The sequence below is a fragment of the Streptomyces sp. NPDC016562 genome, from assembly GCF_043076955.1.
Taxonomy (GTDB): domain Bacteria; phylum Actinomycetota; class Actinomycetes; order Streptomycetales; family Streptomycetaceae; genus Streptomyces.
Window position 1 is genome coordinate 334,812 of sequence record NZ_JBIBRZ010000003.1, and the last position, 22,012, is coordinate 356,823.

Below are 22,012 nucleotides of genomic sequence, written 5' to 3' on the forward strand. Positions count from 1 at the left end.
CTTCAGAGCGGGTGACGGGAATCGAACCCGCGTAGCTAGTTTGGAAGACTAGTGCTCTACCATTGAGCTACACCCGCAGCACGTGCGCCGCAGGTCCGGGGACCGCGGCACGGACAGCATCCTAGCGGGTCGCGCCGGGGGAGCGCACACCACATTGCGCGCCCGCGCCGGGGAACCGGCCGAAAGGCGTCGTGATATCCCGCGCATCAGAGGGTCTCCGGGCATGTACCCTACGTGTCGCACCGACGGGGTGTGGCGCAGCTTGGTAGCGCGTCCGCTTTGGGAGCGGAAGGTCGTCGGTTCGAATCCGGCCACCCCGACCACCAGCACTGTCCCCCTCCGAGATCCTTCCGGGTTCTGCGAGGGTCACCACAAGATCGCGTTGTGGGCTGATTGCCGCTTGCGGTTACTATGCAAGCTGCGTGCCCGTGTGTCTGATGTACCGGGCCGAAGTCCGCCGAACCGCTGAATCGCAGCGTGACGGCAGAATCCCCAGCAGTCAGCCACCAAGGAGACCGAACCGTGAAGAGCGCCGTGGAGACCCTGAACCCGACTCGGGTTCGGCTCACTGTTGAGGTGCCCTTCGAGGAGCTCAAGGACAGCCTCGACGCGGCGTACAAGAAGATCAACCAGCAGGTCACGGTGAAGGGCTTCCGCAAGGGCAAGATCCCGGCCCGCGTCATCGACCAGCGCTTCGGCCGCGGTGCGGTGCTGGAGGAGGCCGTCAACGACGCCCTCCCGAAGTTCTACACCGAGGCGGTCAACGAGGCCGACCTGAACCCGCTGGGCCAGCCCGAGGTGGACATCACGGAGCTGAAGGACGGCGAGCTGCTGGCCTTCACCGCCGAGGTCGACGTCCGTCCCGAGATCGAGATCCCGGACTACTCCGGCATCGAGGTCGAGGTCGACGCCATCGAGGTCTCCGACGAGGACGTCGAGAAGTCCGTCGAGCAGCTGCGCGGCCGCTTCGCGTCCACCAAGGACGTCGAGCGCGCCGCCCAGGACGGCGACGTCGTCACCATCGACCTGGAGGCCAAGGTCGACGGCGAGGTGCTGCCGGACGGCGTCGCCTCCGACGTCTCCTACACCATCGGCTCGGGCGAGCTCCTCGAAGGCATCGACGAGGCCGTCAAGGGCCTGGAGGCCGGTGGCGAGGCCACCTTCACCTCCCAGCTGAAGGGCGGCTCCGCCGAGGGCAAGGACGCCGAGGTCACCGTCAAGGTCACCAAGGTCTCCGCCCGCGAGCTGCCGGAGCTGGACGACGAGTTCGCACAGATGGCGAGCGAGTTCGACACCCTTGAGGCCCTCAAGGACGACAGCCGCAAGCGCCTCGAGAACATGAAGCAGTACGACCAGGCCACGCAGGCCCAGGAGCGCGTCCTGGAGAAGCTGCTGGAGCTCGTCGAGGTCCCGATCCCCGAGAAGCTCCTCGCGGACGAGGTCCAGACCCGCAAGCACAACCTCGAGCACCACCAGCTCGGCCAGATGGGCCTGACCATCGAGAAGTACCTGGAGTTCCAGGGCAAGACGGTCGAGGAGTTCGACGCCGAGACCTCCGAGCAGGCGATCAAGGGCATCAAGACCCAGTTCGTCCTCGACGCGCTGGTCAACAAGGAGAAGCTGGGCGTCAACCAGGAGGAGCTCACCGAGCACCTCATGCGCCGCGCCGCCTCCTCCGGCATGTCCCCCGACCAGTTCGCCCAGGCCGTCGTCGAGGGCGGCCAGGTCCCGATGCTCGTCGGCGAGGTCGCCCGCGGCAAGGCCCTCGCGGTCGTCGTCGAGGCCGCCAAGGTCGTCGACACCAACGGCGAGGTCGTGGACCTGTCCGACGAGGACGAGGAGCAGGCCGCCGAGACCGTCGAGGCCACCGTCGACGGTGACGCCGAGGCCGCGGCCGACGAGGCCAAGTAACACCCCGGGCCAAGCCCGCTGAGCAGTGCCCCGAAGGGCCCGGACGCAGCCGCGTCCGGGCCCTTCGCCATGGCGCCCGAAGGCTCCGGGAGCTTGCGCTCCGAGCGAACAGTTCGGGAAGCGGGATGGCGTTGTCCTACCTGCGCGTTAGGGTCCATGAATACGAGGGCACGTGAGCACCCGGGCGCCGGCGGACTCGTCCGCACCGGCCGGACCGTGCCCCAGAACGAGACGCTGAGACGGCACATGGCCGTCGGAGACGAGCAGGTGGATACGTGACGAATCTGAAGCCTTACGCCGCGGGTGAGCCGTCCATCGGTGGCGGCCTCGGCGACCATGTCTACAACCGGCTGCTCGGCGAGCGCATCATCTTCCTCGGCCAGCAGGTCGACGACGAGATCGCCAACAAGATCACCGCGCAGCTCCTCCTCCTGGCCGCCGAGCCGGAGAAGGACATCTACCTGTACATCAACAGCCCGGGTGGCTCCGTTACGGCGGGCATGGCGGTCTACGACACCATGCAGTACATCCCCAACGACGTCGTCACCATCGGCATGGGAATGGCGGCCTCCATGGGCCAGTTCCTGCTGACCGGCGGCGCCAAGGGCAAGCGCTTCGCCCTGCCGAACACCGACATCCTGATGCACCAGGGCTCCGCCGGCATCGGTGGCACCGCGTCGGACATCAAGATCCAGGCCCAGTACCTGCTGCGCACCAAGCAGCGCATGGCCGAGATCACCGCGTTCCACTCGGGCCAGACCGTCGAGGCGATCATCCGCGACGGCGACCGCGACCGCTGGTTCACCGCCGAGGAGGCCAAGGAGTACGGCCTCATCGACGAGATCATCTCGGCCGCGTCCAACGTGCCGGGCGGCGGCGGCACCGGGGCCTGATCCCGGCCCCCACCGCAAGCACCGAGCAGCCGACAGCCCGCAGAACGCCACCAGGATGGTGAACACCCAGATGCAGAACAACTTCTCCGCAAGCGGCCTCTACACCGGCCCGCAGGTGGACAACCGCTACGTCATCCCGCGCTTCGTCGAGCGCACGTCGCAGGGCGTGCGCGAGTACGACCCGTACGCGAAGCTCTTCGAAGAGCGCGTGATCTTCCTCGGCGTTCAGATCGACGACGCCTCCGCCAACGACGTCATGGCGCAGCTGCTGTGCCTGGAGTCGATGGACCCGGACCGCGACATCTCGATCTACATCAACAGCCCCGGCGGCTCCTTCACCGCGCTGACGGCGATCTACGACACGATGCAGTTCGTGAAGCCGGACATCCAGACGGTCTGCATGGGCCAGGCGGCCTCCGCCGCCGCGGTCCTGCTCGCCGCCGGCACCCCCGGCAAGCGCATGGCCCTGCCGAACGCCCGCGTGCTGATCCACCAGCCCTCCGGCGGCACCGGCCGTGAGCAGCTCTCCGACCTGGAGATCGCGGCCAACGAGATCCTGCGCATGCGTGACCAGCTGGAGACCATGCTGGCCAAGCACTCGACGACGCCGATCGAGAAGATCCGCGACGACATCGAGCGCGACAAGATCCTCACTGCCGAGGACGCGCTCGCGTACGGCCTGATCGACCAGATCGTCTCGACCCGCAAGAACTCCCACTGATCCTTGCCGACAGTTGGCGTGATCACGCAGCCGGATCCGGCGATGTGAACCACGTCAAGGGGGCCCCGCACGGGGCCCCCGGCAAGGTACCGTCGGATATGAGGCACCAGGAGCGCTGAACCAGGCGTCTCCCAGGCGAAGGGGAAGCACCTCGTGGCACGCATCGGTGACGGCGGCGACCTGCTCAAGTGCTCGTTCTGCGGAAAGAGCCAGAAGCAGGTGAAGAAGCTCATCGCAGGACCCGGTGTGTACATCTGCGACGAGTGCATCGACCTCTGCAACGAGATCATCGAAGAGGAGCTCGCGGAGACCTCCGAGGTCCGGTGGGAGGAACTCCCCAAGCCCCGTGAGATCTACGAGTTCCTGGAGAGCTACGTCGTCGGCCAGGAGCCGGCGAAGAAGGCGCTCTCGGTAGCGGTCTACAACCACTACAAGCGGGTCCAGGCCGGGGAGAACGGCGGCGCCCAGGGGCGGGACGACGCCATCGAGCTGGCGAAGTCCAACATCCTGCTGCTGGGCCCCACGGGCTCGGGCAAGACCCTGCTCGCCCAGACCCTGGCCCGCATGCTGAACGTCCCGTTCGCCATCGCCGACGCGACGGCGCTGACGGAGGCCGGGTACGTCGGCGAGGACGTCGAGAACATCCTGCTGAAGCTGATCCAGGCGGCCGACTACGACGTCAAGAAGGCCGAGACCGGGATCATCTACATCGACGAGATCGACAAGGTGGCCCGCAAGAGCGAGAACCCGTCGATCACGCGCGACGTGAGCGGCGAGGGCGTTCAGCAGGCCCTCCTGAAGATCCTTGAAGGCACGACCGCCTCGGTCCCGCCGCAGGGCGGCCGCAAGCACCCGCACCAGGAGTTCATCCAGATCGACACGACGAACGTGCTCTTCATCGTGGGCGGCGCCTTCGCCGGCCTGGAGAAGATCATCGAGTCGCGTGCGGGCGCCAAGGGCATCGGCTTCGGGGCGACGATCCGCTCGAAGCGCGAGATCGAGGCCAGCGACCAGTTCCAGGAGGTCATGCCGGAGGACCTGGTGAAGTTCGGGATGATCCCCGAGTTCATCGGCCGCCTCCCCGTGCTGACCTCCGTGCACAACCTGGACCGCGAGGCCCTGCTCCAGATCCTCATCGAGCCGCGCAACGCGCTGGTGAAGCAGTACCAGCGGCTGTTCGAACTCGACGGCGTGGAGCTGGACTTCGAGCGCGGGGCCCTCGAAGCCATCGCCGACCAGGCGATCCTGCGCCAGACGGGCGCGCGCGGGCTGCGCGCCATCATGGAAGAGGTCCTGATGTCGGTGATGTACGAGGTCCCGTCCCGCAAGGACGTGGCCCGCGTGGTCATCACCGCCGACGTGGTCCGCTCCAACGTCAACCCGACGCTGGTCCCCCGCATCGTCCCGAAGGACCAGGGCCCGCAGGAGAAGTCGGCGTAGCCGCACCAGGCATCACACGGGAGGGCCGCTGCCAGCCAGATGGCTGGCAGCGGCCCTCCCGCCATGCGGGGACCGGCCAAAGAAGTGCGAGACCCGGCCATCAGTTCGATTCCCCGTGGAGCTCCTACCCCGCAATGGGTTGACTACCGACTGGTAGAAATCACAACCCGCAAGGAGTAGGTGCATGAGCAAGACGCGACGGATCATCGGCATGGCGGCGGCGACGGCAATGGCGGGTGCGCTGCCCGTGCTCGCGGCATCGCCCGCGCAGGCTACGTCCGGGGACTGCACCAACTACATGCGGAACTTGGGCTACAACGTCGGATCCTACGTCGTCAGCGCTTGCAATAACGGTGAGGGCGGCTTCGTCGGCGAGCAGGTCTGTTTCAACATCCTGATCCAGCTGAACGTGAAGTGGGACGACGCCAAGGAGGCGTGCTACCAGGCGGCGCGTGACTGACGTCCTGGCGCAAGGGCCCAGCGGGTGCTGGGCCCTTGGCGGTATCAGGCCTTGGTGCGCGAGGTGTTGTAGAGCTTCGCCGTCAGGGCTGCAACCTCGTCGAGGGTGCCGCTGCTCCCGCCGAGGAGGAACGTAGCCGGGTCGGCGGCGTTAACGCCGACCAGGGTCGAGTGGTCGGCCCAGGCGCAGGAGGGGACCTCGATGTCCTTCGGCGTCTTGCTCGTGGGCTTGGTGCTGATCATCTTGATGTTCGCGCACTTCATTACGGCGCCCTTGAACCCGGCCGGGCTGAACTCCTTCGGAGTCCCGGCCAGTTCGTACTTAAAGCCGAGCTTCTCGGTTTCCTTGTTGTTCTGGCCGATGCCGGCGTAGTAACCGTCAACCGCCTTCTCTGCATCGGCGATCTCGCCCCACAGGCCGTTGGCCGCGAGCTGCTTGCCCTTCCCGTCCGTACCGATCTGGTATTTGGCGGTCGCGTTGTGTGCGTTCTGCACACCGAGCGCCTCCGCCTTGGCCTTGCCCTCACCAGTGACCGGGGCGTCGGCCGCAGGGGCACCAGAGGCGTCCGGCGCCTTCTGATAGCTGTCGACCGCAGCGGGGTAGGCCAGCTTGTAGCCCTTCGTGTCCGCCGCGATGTCGCCGCCCGCGCCGCCGCCCTGGAGGAAGTACCAGCCGCCGCCCGCGATGACCGCGACCGCGACGACCACGCCGATGATGACGCCGGCCTTCGACTTCTTCGGCGGCGTGCCGCCGTACGGGGGCTGCTGCGGGTAGCCGTAGGCGGGCGTAGGCGGCTGCTGCGGGTAGCCCTGCGGCGGCACACCCGGCTGCTGCGGGTAGCCGTAGCCGGGCTGCGGGGCGGGCTGGCCGTACGGGCCAGGCGGCGGGGGCTGCTGCCCGTACGGGCCCGGCTGCTGCGGCTGTCCGTAAGGTCCCGGCTGGTTGTAGCTCATCCCGCGTCCCCCCATGAGGTCGTTTATATGTTCCACACATCCTGGCGGAAGCCGATGCGGTGCGGGGCGCCGGGCCCCCTCATTACCGGTTTCATGACTGGACTGTTACGCCCTTAAACTGTGGTCCGTGACCGAGAACACGCAGACACCCAGCAGCCCCAACTCCGAACTGCCGACCCAGTACGCGCCGGCCGAGGTAGAGGGGAAGCTCTACGAGCGCTGGGTAGAGCGTGGGTATTTCGAGGCCGACGCGAAGAGCGACAAGCCGCCGTACACCATCGTCATTCCGCCGCCGAACGTCACCGGCTCGCTCCACCTGGGCCACGCCTTCGAGCACACGCTGATCGACGCCCTCACCCGCCGCAAGCGCATGCAGGGCTACGAGACGCTGTGGCAGCCCGGCATGGACCACGCCGGCATCGCCACCCAGAACGTCGTCGAGCGCGAGCTCGCCAAGGAGGGCAAGTCCCGCCACGACCTGGGCCGTGAGGCGTTCGTCGAGCGCGTCTGGCAGTGGAAGAACGAGTCCGGCGGGCAGATCTCCGGCCAGATGCGCCGCCTCGGTGACGGCGTCGACTGGTCGCGCGAGCGCTTCACCATGGACGAGGGCCTCTCCGAGGCCGTCCAGACCATCTTCAAGAAGCTCTACGACGACGAGCTGATCTACCGCGCCGAGCGCATCATCAACTGGTGCCCGCGCTGCCTGACCGCGATCTCCGACATCGAGGTCGAGTACCAGGACGACGACGGCGAGCTCGTTTCCATCCGCTACGGCGAGGGGGAGAACTCCATCGTCGTCGCGACCACGCGCGCCGAGACGATGCTCGGTGACACCGCCGTCGCGGTCCACCCCGAGGACGAGCGCTACAAGCACATGGTCGGCACCGAGATCGAGCTGCCGCTGACCGGCCGCCGCATCCCGATCGTCGCCGACGAGCACGTCGACCCCGAGTTCGGCACGGGCGCCGTCAAGGTGACGCCGGCGCACGACCCGAACGACTTCGAGATCGGCCAGCGCCACGGCCTGCCCAACCTCGCCGTCATGGACGAGCACGCCATCATCACGGCGCACGGCCCCTTCCAGGGCCTGGACCGGCTGGAGGCCCGCTCGGCCATCGTCGCCGCGCTGCGCGCCGAGGGCCGGATCGTCGCCGAGAAGCGTCCGTACACCCACTCGGTCGGGCACTGCTCGCGCTGCAAGACCACCATCGAGCCGCGGCTGTCCCTCCAGTGGTGGGTCAAGGTCGGTCCGCTCGCCCAGGCCGCCGGTGACGCGGTCCGCGACGGCCGGGTCAAGATCCACCCGCAGGAGATGGAGAAGCGCTACTTCGACTGGGTCGACAACCTCCACGACTGGTGCATCTCGCGCCAGCTGTGGTGGGGCCACCGCATCCCGGTCTGGTACGGCCCGAACGGCGAGATCGTCTGCGTCGGACCGGACGAGCAGCCGCCGACGGGCGAGGGCTGGACCCAGGACACCGACGTCCTCGACACCTGGTTCTCCTCGGGCCTGTGGCCCTTCTCCACCCTGGGCTGGCCGCACCAGACCGAGAGCCTCGCGAAGTTCTACCCGAACTCCGTCCTGGTCACCGGCTACGACATCCTCTTCTTCTGGGTCGCCCGGATGATGATGTTCGGCCTGTACGCGATGGACGGCACCCCGCCGTTCCACACCATCGCCCTGCACGGCATGGTCCGCGACGAGCGCGGCAAGAAGATGTCGAAGTCCTTCGGCAACGCGGTCAACCCGCTGGACTGGATGGACGCCTACGGTTCCGACGCGGTCCGCTTCACCCTGGCCCGCGGCGCCAACCCCGGTGTCGACGTCCCGATCGGCGAGGACTGGGTCCAGGCCTCCCGCAACTTCGCCAACAAGATTTGGAACGCCACGCGCTTCGCGCTGATGAACGGCGCGACGATCGAGGGCGAGCTGCCGGCCCCCGAGCAGATGTCGGCGACCGACCGCTGGATCCTGTCGCGGCTGAACAAGACCGTGGCCGAGGTCGACGCGTTCTACGAGGACTACCAGTTCTCGAAGCTGTCGGACTCCCTCTACCACTTCGCGTGGGACGAGGTCTTCAGCTGGTACGTCGAGCTCTCCAAGACGACCTTCTTCGCGGGCGGCGAGCAGGCCAAGGTCTCGGGCCGGGTCCTCGGTGAGGTCCTCGACGTCATGCTGCGCCTGCTGCACCCGGTGGTCCCCTTCGTCACCGAGACGCTGTGGACCACGCTGACCGGCGGCGAGTCCCTCGTGATCGCCGACTGGCCGGCCGACAGCGGTTTCCGCGACGAGGCCGCCGAGGCCGAGATCGGGCTCGTCCAGGCCGTGGTCACCGAGGTCCGCCGTTTCCGCAAGGAGCAGGGCCTGCAGGACGGCCAGAAGGTCCCGGCGCGTCTGGACCTGTCGGGCACCGCGCTGGCCGCGCACGAGGGCGCCATCCGCCAGCTCCTGCGCCTGCAGCCGGAGGGCGAGGACTTCCACGCCACCGCGACCCTGCCGGTCGCCGGCGCCACCGTGGCGCTGGACCTGTCGGGCACGATCGACGTGGCCGCCGAGCGCAACCGCCTCTCCAAGGACCTCGGCGCCGCCGAGAAGGAGAAGCAGCAGGCGCAGGCGAAGCTCGGGAACGAGGCCTTCCTGGCCAAGGCCCCGGACAACGTCGTGGACAAGATCAAGGGCCGCCTGGCCAAGGCCGAGGCGGACATCGCGCGGATCCAGGCGCAGCTGGACGCGCTGCCGGCCGCGTAAGCGCCCGTAGCCGCGCCCGTGAGGGTGCGAAGGCCCCCACACCGTCGGTCGATGTGGGGGCCTTCGCTTCGTGTCTTCCCCGCCCGGGACCTCGGGCCTGCTCGGCGGGCTCGGGCACGGTGAGCGTGGCCGAGCGCGTGCGCAGCCTGGGCGGGACGCTGACGGCGACGCGCACGGCGGACGGCTCCGAGGTCGTGGCGACGCTCCCGCGCGGCTGGCAGGCAGCAGGCCGCGGGCGGCGCCGCAGGCCCCGAAACGGCCGGGCCGGAAATCCTCCGGGTCCCCGTCCGTAGACTGGCCCTGTGAGTGAGCAGCAGCCCGAGAGCCACGACCGCGACGACAACGACGACCTCGCCGGTACCTTCGACGAGTTCGACCACATCGTGGCGGAAGAGTCCGACCGCGACCCCGACCTGGCGGTGATCGAGGCCGGCAGCCGCACCCTGCGGGCCCAGGCCGGTCCGCCCCAGGGCGACCCGGTACCCGCCCGGCCCGTCGACCCCGAGGTCGCCCAGGCGCTGCTGGAGGTGGAGCAGGAGCTTTCCACCCGCTGGGGCGAGACCAAGCTGGAGCCGTCGGTGTCCCGGATCGCGGCGCTGATGGACGTGCTGGGCGAGCCGCAGCGCGCGTACCCGTCCATCCACGTCACCGGCACGAACGGCAAGACGAGCACGGCCCGCATGATCGAGTCCCTGCTCAACGCCTTCGAGCTGCGCACCGGGCGCTACACCAGCCCGCACGTGCAGTCGATCACCGAGCGGATCAGCCTCGACGGGGCGCCGATCAGCGCCGAGCGGTTCGTCGAGACGTACCACGACATCAAGCCGTACGTGGAGATGGTCGACGCCTCCGAGGAGTTCCGGCTGTCGTTCTTCGAGGTGCTCACCGGGATGGCCTACGCGGCCTTCGCGGACGCCCCGGTGGACGTGGCCGTGGTCGAGGTCGGCATGGGCGGCAGCTGGGACGCGACCAACGTCATCGACGCCTCGGTCGCCGTGGTCACCCCCATCAGCCTGGACCACACCGACCGGCTCGGCTCCACGCCCGGCGAGATCGCCGTGGAGAAGGGCGGCATCGTCAAGCAGGACTCGACCGTGATCCTGGCCCAGCAGCCGGTCGACGCGGCGCAGGTGCTGCTGAAGAGGGCCGTGGAGGTCGACGCCACGGTCGCCCGCGAGGGCATGGAGTTCGGCGTCGTCTCGCGCGAGGTCGCGGTCGGCGGCCAGCAGCTGACGCTGCGCGGTGTGGGCGGGGAGTACGACGGCATCTTCCTGCCGCTGTACGGCGCGCACATGGCGCACAACGCGGCGGTGGCGCTGGCGGCCGTCGAGGCCTTCTTCGGGATCGGCCAGGACCGGGCGCGCGTCCTGGACCCGGACACCGTACGCAAGGCGTTCGCGTCGGTGACCTCGCCGGGCCGCATGGAGGTCGTGCGGCGCAGCCCGACGGTGGTCCTGGACGCGGCGCACAACCCGGCGGGCGCGGCGGCGACCGCGGAGGCGGTCACCGAGTCGTTCGGCTTCAGCCGGCTGATCGGTGTCGTGGCCGCGAGCGAGGGCAAGGACGTCCGCGGGGTGCTGGAGGCCTTCGAGCCGATCTTCGCCGAGGTGGTGGTCACGGAGAACTCCAGCCACCGCTCGATGGGCGCGGACGAGCTGGCCGCCGTCGCGGTCGAGGTCTTCGGCGGGGACCGGGTGCAGGTGGAGCCGCGGCTGGACGACGCCCTGGAGGCGGCGATCACCCTGGCGGAGGAAGAGGCCGAGTACGGAGGGGCCGGGGTCCTGGTGACCGGTTCCGTGATCACGGTGGGCGAGGCCCGCCTGCTGCTGAAGAGGGGCTGAGGTATGCGCACGCTGTGTGCGAGCACGCTGATCGGCGAGTTCTTCGTGATCGGCTTCGCGGGCCTGGTGGCGATGAAGAACCCCGATCTGACCCAGGCCACGGTCTGGACGGTGTGCGGGGTCTCGATGGTGCTGTCGGTGCTGCTGTGCGGGATGCTGTCGCGTCCCGGGGCGGTCCAGCTGGGCTGGGCCCTGCAGATCGGCCTGGTCGTGAGCGGGTTCGTCGTTCCCACGATGTTCTTCCTCGGCGCGGTGTTCGCCGGTCTGTGGTGGTGCTCGGTGCACTACGGCCGCAAGATCGACACGATCAAGGCCCGCTGGGCGGCCGCGCAGGAGGCGTCCGGGGCACCCGGTTCGCCTGACGCTGCGTGACGGGCGCCCGCAGGGCACCCCGTAGGGCCCTGTAGATTCGTCCTACCGCACCCGTATGCCGCAAGGAGCCCGAACATGACCCAGCGCACCCTCGTCCTGCTCAAGCCCGACGCCGTCCGTCGCGGCCTGATCGGCGAGATCATCGGCCGCATCGAGCGGAAGGCCGGCTGGACCATTCCCGCGCTGGAGCTGCGCACGCTGGACCAGGAGACCCTTGAGGCGCACTACGGCGAGCACAAGGGCAAGCCGTTCTACGAGCCCCTCATGGGCTTCATGGCCAGCGGTCCCGTCGTCGCCCTGGTCGTCGAAGGGGAACGCGTGATCGAGGGTGTCCGCCAGTTGGCCGGACCCACCGACCCGATCGCCGCGGCGCCCGGCTCCATCCGGGGGGACTTCGGCACCATCGTGCGCGAGAACCTGATCCACGCCTCGGACTCCGAGGAGTCGGCGGAGCGCGAGCTGAAGCTCTTCTTTCCCGCTCTCTGAGCCGCGCCGGGGCACTCCCTCCTGACGCAACATCAGCCGAATAGCGCTCATGACCTGGGGCGACCGAAGTAATTTCGGTCGCCCTTCGGTATGACCGGGCGCTTTGGGGAACGCATCGACAGGACACGACGTCACCACTAAGGGGGCGGGTATCCATTCCGGCGCGATTGCCGGAGTCCCGTCGCGCGGTGTCAGCACTCCCGGCACTACGATGGGGCCTCCACCCACACACCCACTCGCCGACCTGACAGCAGCCGCTATCAACTGGAAGGCCAGACGCTCCTCATGGGGAACAAGGGGAACAATATGTCGTTCATCGGCCGTGACATGGCGATCGACCTCGGGACCGCCAACACGCTGGTGTACGTGAGGGGCCGGGGGATCGTCCTGAACGAGCCGTCCGTGGTCGCCATCAACACGAACACCGGTGGCATTCTGGCGGTCGGCTCCGAGGCGAAGAAGATGATCGGGCGCACGCCCGGCAACATCGTCGCCGTACGGCCCCTCAAGGACGGCGTGATCGCCGACTTCGAGATCACCGAGCGCATGCTCCGGTACTTCATCCTCAAGATCCACAAGCGCCGCTACCTGGCCCGCCCCCGCGTCGTGGTCTGCGTCCCCTCCGGCATCACCGGAGTCGAGCGCCGCGCCGTCATCGAGGCGTCCACGCAGGCCGGCGCCCGCCAGGTGCACATCATCGAGGAGCCCATGGCCGCCGCCATCGGCTCGGGCCTGCCCGTCCACGAGGCCACCGGCAACATGGTCGTGGACATCGGCGGCGGCACCACCGAGGTCGCCGTCATCTCCCTCGGCGGAATCGTCACGGCACAGTCCATCCGGGTGGCCGGTGACGAGCTCGACAACGCGATCATCCAGCACATCAAGAAGGAGTACTCGCTCCTCCTCGGCGAGCGCACGGCCGAGCAGATCAAGATCACCATCGGGTCGGCGTACGACCTCGACAAGGACGAGCACACCGAGATCCGCGGGCGCGACCTGGTCTCCGGCCTGCCCAAGACGGTCGTCATCTCGGCCGCCGAGGTGCGCAAGGCCATCGAGGAGCCGGTCAACGCCATCGTGGACGCGGTCAAGACGACGCTCGACAAGTGCCCGCCGGAGCTGTCCGGCGACATCATGGACCGCGGCATCGTCCTGACCGGCGGCGGCGCGCTGCTGCGCGGCCTGGACGAGCGGCTGCGCCGTGAGACCGGCATGCCGATCCACATCGCCGAGGACCCGCTCGACTCCGTCGCGCTCGGCTCCGGCAAGTGCGTCGAGGAGTTCGAGGCACTCCAGCAGGTCCTGGACGCCCAGCCCCGTCGCTGACGGGGACACCCCCTGCCGGGGGCCGTGTGGAACACAAGGATCCGCCGTACGGGTGCTGCCGCGTCCGTGCGGCGGATCGTTGATATACAGGCAAAGAACCCCGGCGCGCGCCGGCTCCCCGGAGCCGCTCGCGCCGGCACAGCTATCACGAGGAAGGCACGGCCGCCGCACGTGAGGGACACACGAGAAAGCCGGCTGCTCCTGGTGCTTCTGATCGCCATCGCGTTCGCATTGATCACGGTGGACATCAGGGCGGGCGAGGAGTCTCCGGTCGACGGTGCCCGACAGGCCGCCGCAGCGGTCTTCGGCCCGGTCGAGAAGGGTGTGGCGACCGCGGTCGATCCGGTCGCCCACGCCATAGGGGCGGTACGGGACTCCGGCGAGCGTCACAACCGCATCGCCGCACTGGAGCGCGAGAACGCGGCCCTGAAGGCCAAGCTCGGCAGCGACGAGCAGACGCGCAGCCGCATCCACGAGCTCGACGAGATGCTCAAGCGGGCGGGCGCGGGCCAGTACGGCATCAAGGGCGCCGAGGTCATCGCCATAGGAGCGGCCCAGGGCTTCTCCTGGACCGTCACCATCGACGCCGGCAGCAAGGACGGCATCGAGCGCGACATGACCGTCCTGAACGGGGACGGGCTCGTCGGGCGGGTCAGCACCGTCGGCCCCGACACCGCCACCGTCGTCCTCGCCAACGACCCCGACTTCACCGTCGGCACCCGCCTGGAGAAGACGGGCGAACTCGGCTTCGCCACCGGCCAGGGCGACCGCGCCCTGTCCGTCCAGATGCTCAACGGCAAGGCCAAGATCAACCCAGGGGACCGGCTCGTCACCTTCGGCTCGCGCGGCAACAAGCCCTTCGTGCCCGGCGTGCCGATCGGCGAGGTGGTCAAGGTCGACCCCTCGCGCGGCGACCTGACCCGCACCGTCTGGGTGCGTCCGTTCGTCGGCTTCTCCCGCCTGGACATCGTCGGCGTCGTGGTCATGCCGCCGCGCGAGGACCCGCGCGACGCCGTCCTGCCGCCCAAGCCCGAGGCCCCCAAGCCCACTCCGACGGTCACCGTCACGGTCACCCCGTCGGGGTCCGCCAGCGCGCCCGCCCAGCCGGCCGACGAGTAGGAGCCGACCGCCATGCCCTTCAACCGGATCCTGCTCTCGGGCACGCTCGTCGTGGTCGCCCTCGTCGTCCAGGTCTCCATCCTGGGCCGGCTGCAACTGCCCGGCGCCGTCCCCGACCTGCTGCTGCTCACCGTCGTGGCCCTCGCGCTCGTGTACGGGCACGTCAGCGGCGCCCTCATCGGCTTCTCCGCCGGCCTCCTCGCCGACCTGGCGCCGCCCGCCGACCACGCCGCCGGGCGGTACGCGCTCGTCCTGTGCGTCATCGGCTACGTCGTCGGCCTGGTCCGCCCCGACTCCGGCCGGTTCCGCTCCGCCTGGGGCCCGATGCTCACCGTCGTGGCCGCCGCGATCGGCTCCACCCTGCTCTACGCGGGCGTGGGCGCCCTCGTCGGCGACACCGCCGCCCGTCACGTGGGGCTGACGGGGCTGCTGTTCACCGCGACCCTCTACGACCTGCTGCTCGCGCCCTTCACCGTGCCGTTCATCATGGCCCTGGCCCGGCGCGCCGAGAACGACCCGATGGCCGTCGAGGCCGGCGGCGGTCCCGCGAACAAGGCCGCCGACGTCTCCGCCGGCTGGCTGAGCGGCGGCACCGGCCTGCGCCTCGGGAGCCCGCGCGGCGGCCTGCGCCTGAAGACCGCGCGCTCGCGCGCCAACAAGGCGGGGCGCATAAAGGGCGTCAAGGCCGTCAAGGGTGTGAAGAGCATCAAGAAGCTGTGAGGGAGGAGCAGGCGTGAGCAACGTTCCGGAGACCGGCCGCACCTCCCGGGTGCAGATCCGGCTCATCATGATCCAGGTGCTCGTCTTCTCGATGTTCCTCACCCTCGGCGGGCGGCTGTGGTACCTCCAGATCCGCAACGGAGCGGAGTACTACCACGAGGCGAAGAGCAACCACGTCCAGCGGGTCGTGCAGCCCGCCGTGCGCGGCTCGATCCTCGACGCCCGCGGCGTCCCCCTCGCCGACAACGAGACCCGGCTGGTCGTATCGGCCAGCCGCACCGCCCTGATGAAGATGAAGGACAAGGGCAAGGGCGTCATGACCCGCCTGGCCGACGTCCTGGACATGAGCCCCAAGGAGGTCATGGACAAGGTCCGCCTCTGCGACTCCCAGACCCCCAAGCCCTGCTGGAACGGCTCCCCCTACCAGCCGATCCCGGTCACCCTCGAAGCCACCACGCAGCAGGCCCTGCAACTGCGCGAACGCCCCGAGGAGTTCCCCGGGATCACCGCGGAGCCCACCGCCGTCCGCCGCTATCCGGCCCCCGGCGGGGGCCGCACCGCGCAGGTGCTCGGCTACCTCTCGCCGGTCACCGACGAGGAGATCCAGAAGGCCAAGGACACCGACTCGCCGCACCTGCGGTCCGACCAGGTCGGCCGCTCCGGCATCGAGCGCACCTACGACAAGCAGTTGCGGGGCAAGGCGGAGGTCACCTCCTACGAGGTCGACAACCTCGGCCGGGTCATGGGCCAGACGAAGTCCGACCCGGGCGTGGCCGGGTCCACCCTCGTCACCAGCATCGACGCCCGGGTGCAGGCCGTCGCCGAGTACGAGCTCCAGCAGGCGATGAAGACCGTCCGCCAGGAGACCGACAACATCACCGGCCGCAAGTACGAGGCCGACTCCGGCGCCGTCGTCGTCATGGAGGCCAAGACCGGCCGCGTCGTCGCGATGGCCTCCCAGCCCGACTACGACCCCAACGCCTGGGTCGGCGGCATCTCCGGCAAGGACTACGCCAACCTCACCAGCAAGGACTCGAACTACCCGCTGCTCAACCGGGCCATCCAGGGCCAGGCCCCGGCCGGCTCCATCTTCAAGGTGGTCTCGGCGAGCGCGGCCGTGCGGGCCGGCTACGACTTCGACGACAAGTACAACTGCAGCGCCTCCTACAACATGGGCGGCCGCAGCTTCGCGAACTTCGAGTCCAAGGGGCACGGCCCCATCTCCCTCGCCGAGGCCCTCAAGTTCTCCTGCAACACCGTCTTCTACGCCCTCGGGCACAAGGAGTGGCAGCGCGACGGCGGCCTCAAGCCCAAGAAGGACGCGCACGACTGGTTCTACCGGACCGCCCGCGAGTTCGGCCTGGGCGCCGAGACCGGCATCGACCTTCCGAACGAGGTCACCGGCCGCATCCCCGACCGCCGCTGGAAGAAGAGCTTCTGGGCGGCCAACAAGGACTCCTGGTGCAAGCAGGGCAAGAAGGGCGGCACCTACGTCGAGCAGATCGCCTACGAGAGCTGCCTCGAAGGCAACCAGCTCAAGGCCTTCGACAGCATCAACTTCGCGATCGGCCAGGGCGACGTCCTGGTCACCCCGATCCAGATGGCCACGGCCTACTCCGCCATCAGCAACGGGGGCACCCTCTTCCACCCCATCGTCGGCAAGGCGGTGATCAGCCCCGACGGCAAGCGCGTCGAGATGATCAAGCCCAAGCCGCACGGCCGGCTGCCGGTCGACGCCAAGACGATCAGTGACCTCGACCGGGGCCTGCGCATGGTGGTCGAGCCCGGCGGCACCGCCGCCTGGCGGTTCATCGGCTGGCCGCTCGACAAGATCCCCATGCGGGCCAAGACCGGCACCGCCCAGGTCTACGGCAAGCAGACCACCTCGTGGCTGGCCACCTACACCGACGACTTCACGATCGTCATGACGATCTCCCAGGGCGGCACCGGCTCCGGAGCCTCCGGGCCCGCCGTCCGCAACATCTACAACGCCATCTACGGCCTCGACATGGCCGGCAAGCAGGACCTGAAGAAGGCCCTGCTGCTGCGGCCGGAGGCGAAACTCCCCAGGATCCGCCCCGACGGCTCCATCGACTCGCCCGAGATCCGGCCGTACGTGCCGCCGTCCCCGGAGGAGCTGGCGCCGCCCGTGCTCGCCGGGCCGCCCGCCCCGCCGCCCGCGCGGCAGGACTGAGGACCCACCACCATGCAGACCGCCAACAAGTTCTCCGTCTCCCGGTACGCGCCCGAGCGCGGGGCGATGGCCAAGCTCACCGCCCGCGACTCGGTGGTGCGCCGGCTCGACTGGCCGATACTCCTGTCCTCGCTCGCCCTGTCCTTCATCGGCTCCCTGCTGGTGTGGTCGGCGACCCGCAACAGGACGCAGCTGAACCAGGGGGACCCGTACTACTTCCTGGCCCGGCACGCCCTGAACACCGGCATCGGCCTCGTCCTGATGATCGGCACGATCTGGCTCGGCCACCGCACCCTGCGCGGCGCGGTCCCGGTCCTGTACGGGATCTCCCTCGTGCTGATCCTCGCCGTGCTGACCCCGCTCGGCGCCACCATCAACGGCGCCCACGCGTGGATCGTGATCGGCGGCGGCTTCTCGCTCCAGCCCTCCGAGTTCGTGAAGATCACGATCATCCTGGTCATGGCGATGCTGCTGGCCACCCGGGTGGACGCGGGCGACCTCACCCACCCGGACCACCGCACGGTCGTCAAGGCGCTGTGCCTGGCCGCCGCCCCGATGGGCATCGTCATGCTGATGCCCGACCTGGGCTCGGTCATGGTCATGGTCGTCATCGTCCTCGGCGTGCTCCTGGCCTCCGGCGCCTCCAACCGCTGGGTGCTGGGCCTGATCGGCTCGGGCGCGGCCGGGGCCGTCCTGATCTGGCAGCTCGGCGTCCTCGACGAGTACCAGATCAACCGCTTCGCGGCCTTCGCCAACCCGGAGCTCGACCCCGCGGGCGTCGGCTACAACACCAACCAGGCGCGCATCGCGATCGGCTCCGGCGGACTGAGCGGCTCGGGCCTCTTCAAGGGCTCGCAGACCACCGGCCAGTTCGTGCCGGAGCAGCAGACCGACTTCGTCTTCACGGTGGCGGGGGAGGAGCTGGGCTTCATCGGCGCCGGGCTGATCCTGCTGCTGCTCGGCGTCGTGCTGTGGCGGGCCTGCATGATCGCCCGTGAGACCACCGAGCTGTACGGGACGATCGTGTGCGCCGGGATCATCGCCTGGTTCGCCTTCCAGTCCTTCGAGAACATCGGGATGACGCTGGGGATCATGCCCGTGGCCGGGCTCCCGCTGCCGTTCGTCTCGTACGGCGGCTCGTCGATGTTCGCGGTGTGGGTGGCGATCGGGCTGCTCCAGTCGATCAAGGTGCAGCGTCCCTTGTCGGCCTGATGTCCCGTTCACCGTTCCGACGCGATCCGTCCGGGTAAGTTCCGTCTATGGCGGACACGAAGCGCGAGATCGAGCGGAAATTCGAGTTCTCCCCGGCGAAGCCGGCCCGGCGGGGAGTGCCGGACCTGACGGGCACGGCCGCGGTCGCGACCGTTCGCGACCAGGGCACCGTCGAGCTCGACGCCGTCTACTACGACACCCCCGACCGCAGACTCGCGGCCGACGGGCTCACCCTGCGGCGCCGGACCGGCGGCTCCGACGCCGGCTGGCACCTCAAACTGCCCGTCTCCCCGGGCGTGCGCGACGAGATCGGCGCCGCGCTGGGCGACGCCGTGCCGCGCACGCTGGCCGCCCTGCTGCGCTCCCGGGTGCGGGGGGCCGAGCTGGAGCCGCTGGTCAGGCTCCGCTCCTCGCGCCGGATCAGCCACCTCCTGGACGCCCACGGCGCCCTGCTCGCGGAGCTGAGCACCGACACGGTCCGCGCCGAGCGGGGCGAGGCCACCGCCGCCTGGACCGAGGTCGAGGTGGAACTCGCCGACGGGGTCGACCCCGACCTGCTCGACGCCGTCGAGAAGACCTTCCGCAAGGCCGGGCTCAAGGTCAGCGACGCCCCCTCGAAGCTCGCCCGGGCGCTGGCCGAGACCGGCGCGGAGCCGCCCACCCGGCCCGGGGACGACGGCACGGACGGGACGGCGGGCGCGTACGTCCTGGCGTACCTGCGCGCCCAGCGCGACGCCCTGGTCGCCCAGGACCCGGCCGTGCGGCGCAACCTCCCGGACTCCGTGCACCGGATGCGGGTCGCCACCCGCCGCATGCGCAGCGCCTTCAAGACGTACCGCAAGGTGCTGGACCGGGGCGTCACCGACCCACTCGGCGAGGAACTGCGCTGGCTCGCGGCCGAACTCGGCGTCGACCGCGACCAGGAGGTCCTGATGGAGCGGATCCAGGCCCACCTCGACGAGCTGCCCCGCACCCAGCTGTCCGGCCCGGTCCGCGGCCGGCTGCGGACCTGGAACGCCACCCGCCGCTCCGCGTCGCGCCGCCGGGCCCTGGCCGCGCTCGACAGCCCGCGCTACCTCACCCTGCTCGACTCCCTCGACGCCCTGCTGGACGATCCGCCGCTGCGCAAGGCCGCCCGCGGCCGGGCGGAGCGCGTCCTGCCGAAGGCCGTCCTGCACGACTACGAGCGCCTCGCCGGCCGCGTCGACGCCGCCCTCGCCCTCACCGCGGGCTCGGAGCGCGACCTGGCCCTGCACGAGGCGCGCAAGGCCGCCAAGCGCGCCCGGTACGCGGCGGAGGCGGCCGCGCCAGCCCTCGGCAAACCGGCCAAACGCCTGGCCAAGGCCGTCAAGAAGGTCCAGTCCCTGCTCGGCGACCACCAGGACAGCGTGGTCGCCCGCGAGGCCCTGCGCGGCCTGGCCCTCCAGGCGGACGGCGCCGGGGAGTCGTCCTTCACCTGGGGCGTGCTCCACGCCCGCGAGGAGGCCCTGGCCGAGCGGCGCGAAGGCGAACTCCCGGACCTCTGGGCGAAGGCCTCGGACCCGGGGCTGCGGTCGGCGCTGGGATGATCATGTGGGTGGGGCCGTCCGGGGCGCGGGGTACGCTTGAGAGCTGCCCCCTGCCCGCTTCACGAAAGTCGCGTGATGACCGAGTCGGTCTTCCCTCAGCTTGAGGCCCTGCTTCCGCATGTGCAGAAGCCCATTCAGTACGTCGGCGGTGAGCTCAACTCCACGGTCAAGGAGTGGGAGAGCTGCGACGTCCGCTGGGCGCTCATGTACCCGGACGCGTACGAAGTCGGGTTGCCCAACCAGGGCGTCATGATCCTGTACGAGGTGCTCAACGAGCGCGAGGGAGTCCTCGCCGAGCGCACCTACAGCGTGTGGCCCGACCTCGAAGAACTGATGCGCGAGCACAAGGTGCCGCAGTTCACCGTGGACAGCCACCGCCCCGTGTCGGCCTTCGACGTGTTCGGCCTGTCCTTCTCCACGGAGCTGGGCTACACCAACATGCTCACGGCCCTGGACCTCGCGGGCATCCCGCTGGAGGCCCGCAACCGTACGGTCGACCACCCCATCGTCCTCGCGGGCGGCCACGCGGCCTTCAACCCCGAGCCGATCGCGGAGTTCATCGACTGCGCGGTCATCGGCGACGGCGAGCAGGCCGTCCTCGACATGACCGAGATCATCCGGACGTGGAAGGCCGAGGGGCGGCCGGGCGGACGCGAGGAGGTCCTGCTGCGCCTGGCGAAGACCGGCAACGTCTACGTGCCGGGCTTCTACGACGTCGAGTACCTGCCGGACGGCCGCATCGGCCGTGTCGTGCCCAACCGCTCCGGCGTGCCGTGGCGCGTGTCCAAGCACACCGTCATGGACCTCGACGAGTGGCCCTACCCCAAGCAGCCGCTGGTCCCGCTCGCCGAGACCGTCCACGAGCGCATGTCCGTCGAGATCTTCCGCGGCTGCACCCGCGGCTGCCGTTTCTGCCAGGCCGGCATGATCACGCGCCCCGTGCGGGAGCGAAGCATCACCGGCATCGGCGAGATGGTGGAGAAGGGCCTCAAGGCGACCGGCTTCGAGGAGGTCGGCCTGCTCTCGCTGTCCTCCGCGGACCACACCGAGATCGCGGACATCGCCAAGGGCCTCGCGGACCGCTACTCGGACGACAAGGTGGGCCTGTCCCTGCCGTCGACCCGCGTGGACGCCTTCAACGTGGACCTGGCCAACGAGCTGACCCGCAACGGGCGCCGTTCCGGCCTGACCTTCGCCCCCGAGGGCGGCTCCGAGCGCATGCGCAAGGTCATCAACAAGATGGTCTCCGAAGAGGACCTGATCCGCACCGTCGCCACCGCCTACGGCAACGGCTGGCGCCAGGTGAAGCTGTACTTCATGTGCGGCCTGCCGACCGAGACCGACGAGGACGTGCTCCAGATCGGTGACATGGCGGTCAACGTCATCGCCAAGGGCCGCGAGGTCTCCGGGCAGAACGACATCCGCTGCACGGTGTCGATCGGCGGATTCGTGCCGAAGCCCCACACCCCGTTCCAGTGGGCGCCGCAGCTGTCGGCCGAGGAGACGGACGCCCGCCTGGGCAAGCTGCGCGACAAGATCCGCGGCGACAAGAAGTACGGCCGCTCCATCGGCTTCCGCTACCACGACGGCAAGCCGGGCATCGTCGAGGGCCTCCTGTCGCGCGGCGACCGCCGCATCGGCGACGTCATCCGCGCCGTGTACGAGTCGGGCGGCCGGTTCGACGGCTGGCGCGAGCACTTCTCGTACGACCGCTGGATGGAGGCGGCCGAGAAGACGCTGCCCGCCTACGGCGTGGACGTGGCCTGGTACACGACGCGTGAGCGCACGTACGAGGAGGTCCTGCCCTGGGACCACCTGGACTCCGGTCTCGACAAGGACTGGCTCTGGGAGGACTGGCAGGACGCCCTCGACGAGACCGAGGTCGACGACTGCCGCTGGACCCCCTGCTTCGACTGCGGCGTCTGTCCTCAGATGCAGACCGAGATCCAGATCGGCCCCACGGGCAAGAAGCTGCTCCCGCTCTCGGTCGTCAACAAGTAGCGGCGCCCTGACGTAACCCTTGGGTCACGAGAGGCCCCCACCCGCA

The 22,012-nt window shown here is 69.5% G+C and carries 17 protein-coding genes and 2 tRNA genes; 17 read left to right on the forward strand and 2 right to left on the reverse strand.

The window, feature by feature from the left end:
- Nucleotides 1-6 precede the first annotated feature (6 nt).
- A tRNA-Gly gene (locus ACF059_RS16625) sits at nucleotides 7-77 on the reverse strand.
- A 169-nt stretch (nucleotides 78-246) separates the two neighbouring features.
- Here ACF059_RS16625 and ACF059_RS16630 point away from each other — a divergent pair.
- The 6 genes from ACF059_RS16630 (at nucleotide 247) to ACF059_RS16655 (ending at nucleotide 5,425) form a co-directional block, all read left to right on the forward strand.
- Nucleotides 247-323, forward strand: a tRNA-Pro gene (locus ACF059_RS16630).
- A gap of 199 nt (nucleotides 324-522) precedes the next feature.
- Entirely contained in the window at nucleotides 523-1,911 is a 1,389-nt protein-coding gene (tig, locus tag ACF059_RS16635) for a trigger factor (protein WP_392057342.1), read from the forward strand.
- A gap of 275 nt (nucleotides 1,912-2,186) precedes the next feature.
- Nucleotides 2,187-2,804, forward strand: coding sequence for an ATP-dependent Clp protease proteolytic subunit (locus tag ACF059_RS16640; RefSeq protein WP_360892853.1), 618 nt, complete (start codon nucleotides 2,187-2,189; stop codon nucleotides 2,802-2,804).
- Nucleotides 2,805-2,859: 55 nt separating this feature from the next.
- The gene (locus ACF059_RS16645; RefSeq protein WP_150257432.1) at nucleotides 2,860-3,525 is read left to right on the forward strand and encodes an ATP-dependent Clp protease proteolytic subunit; all 666 of its coding nucleotides are present in this window, start codon (nucleotides 2,860-2,862) and stop codon (nucleotides 3,523-3,525) included.
- A gap of 153 nt (nucleotides 3,526-3,678) precedes the next feature.
- Nucleotides 3,679-4,965 (forward strand): ATP-dependent Clp protease ATP-binding subunit ClpX, encoded by a 1,287-nt coding sequence (gene clpX, locus ACF059_RS16650; RefSeq protein ID WP_360892857.1) that lies wholly within the window; start codon nucleotides 3,679-3,681, stop codon nucleotides 4,963-4,965.
- Nucleotides 4,966-5,149: 184 nt separating this feature from the next.
- Entirely contained in the window at nucleotides 5,150-5,425 is a 276-nt protein-coding gene (locus ACF059_RS16655; protein ID WP_392057346.1) for a hypothetical protein, read from the forward strand.
- Between the two features lie 44 nt (nucleotides 5,426-5,469).
- Here the strand turns inward: ACF059_RS16655 and ACF059_RS16660 are convergent, their stop codons facing one another.
- On the reverse strand, nucleotides 5,470-6,378 hold the full coding sequence (locus ACF059_RS16660; RefSeq protein WP_392057349.1) for a hypothetical protein: 909 nt from the start codon (nucleotides 6,376-6,378) through the stop codon (nucleotides 5,470-5,472).
- A 127-nt stretch (nucleotides 6,379-6,505) separates the two neighbouring features.
- Here ACF059_RS16660 and ACF059_RS16665 point away from each other — a divergent pair, with 127 nt between their 5' ends.
- The 11 genes from ACF059_RS16665 to ACF059_RS16715 all read left to right on the forward strand — a co-directional run bounded on the left by ACF059_RS16665 (nucleotide 6,506) and on the right by ACF059_RS16715 (nucleotide 21,966).
- On the forward strand, nucleotides 6,506-9,127 hold the full coding sequence (locus tag ACF059_RS16665; protein ID WP_392057352.1) for a valine--tRNA ligase: 2,622 nt from the start codon (nucleotides 6,506-6,508) through the stop codon (nucleotides 9,125-9,127).
- Nucleotides 9,128-9,429: 302 nt separating this feature from the next.
- The gene (locus ACF059_RS16670) at nucleotides 9,430-10,968 is read left to right on the forward strand and encodes a bifunctional folylpolyglutamate synthase/dihydrofolate synthase (protein ID WP_392057355.1); all 1,539 of its coding nucleotides are present in this window, start codon (nucleotides 9,430-9,432) and stop codon (nucleotides 10,966-10,968) included.
- Nucleotides 10,969-10,971: 3 nt separating this feature from the next.
- Nucleotides 10,972-11,340 carry a DUF4233 domain-containing protein gene (locus ACF059_RS16675; RefSeq protein ID WP_360892871.1) on the forward strand — a complete coding sequence of 123 codons (369 nt, stop codon included), beginning with the start codon at nucleotides 10,972-10,974 and terminating at the stop codon, nucleotides 11,338-11,340.
- A gap of 75 nt (nucleotides 11,341-11,415) precedes the next feature.
- On the forward strand, nucleotides 11,416-11,826 hold the full coding sequence (gene ndk, locus ACF059_RS16680; RefSeq protein WP_360892874.1) for a nucleoside-diphosphate kinase: 411 nt from the start codon (nucleotides 11,416-11,418) through the stop codon (nucleotides 11,824-11,826).
- 306 nt (nucleotides 11,827-12,132) lie between these two features.
- Nucleotides 12,133-13,152: a rod shape-determining protein gene (locus ACF059_RS16685; protein WP_008738981.1), complete on the forward strand. Its 1,020-nt coding sequence runs from the start codon at nucleotides 12,133-12,135 to the stop codon at nucleotides 13,150-13,152.
- Between the two features lie 171 nt (nucleotides 13,153-13,323).
- Nucleotides 13,324-14,271, forward strand: a complete 948-nt coding sequence (mreC, locus tag ACF059_RS16690) for a rod shape-determining protein MreC (protein ID WP_392057359.1) — start codon at nucleotides 13,324-13,326, stop codon at nucleotides 14,269-14,271.
- A 12-nt stretch (nucleotides 14,272-14,283) separates the two neighbouring features.
- Entirely contained in the window at nucleotides 14,284-14,991 is a 708-nt protein-coding gene (gene mreD, locus ACF059_RS16695; RefSeq protein WP_361948533.1) for a rod shape-determining protein MreD, read from the forward strand.
- 13 nt (nucleotides 14,992-15,004) lie between these two features.
- On the forward strand, nucleotides 15,005-17,185 hold the full coding sequence (mrdA, locus tag ACF059_RS16700) for a penicillin-binding protein 2 (RefSeq protein WP_392057362.1): 2,181 nt from the start codon (nucleotides 15,005-15,007) through the stop codon (nucleotides 17,183-17,185).
- Between the two features lie 12 nt (nucleotides 17,186-17,197).
- The gene (rodA, locus tag ACF059_RS16705) at nucleotides 17,198-18,397 is read left to right on the forward strand and encodes a rod shape-determining protein RodA (protein WP_392057364.1); all 1,200 of its coding nucleotides are present in this window, start codon (nucleotides 17,198-17,200) and stop codon (nucleotides 18,395-18,397) included.
- A gap of 47 nt (nucleotides 18,398-18,444) precedes the next feature.
- On the forward strand, nucleotides 18,445-19,965 hold the full coding sequence (locus tag ACF059_RS16710; RefSeq protein WP_392057367.1) for a CHAD domain-containing protein: 1,521 nt from the start codon (nucleotides 18,445-18,447) through the stop codon (nucleotides 19,963-19,965).
- Nucleotides 19,966-20,037: 72 nt separating this feature from the next.
- The gene (locus tag ACF059_RS16715; protein ID WP_366867189.1) at nucleotides 20,038-21,966 is read left to right on the forward strand and encodes a TIGR03960 family B12-binding radical SAM protein; all 1,929 of its coding nucleotides are present in this window, start codon (nucleotides 20,038-20,040) and stop codon (nucleotides 21,964-21,966) included.
- Nucleotides 21,967-22,012: the final 46 nt, after the last annotated feature.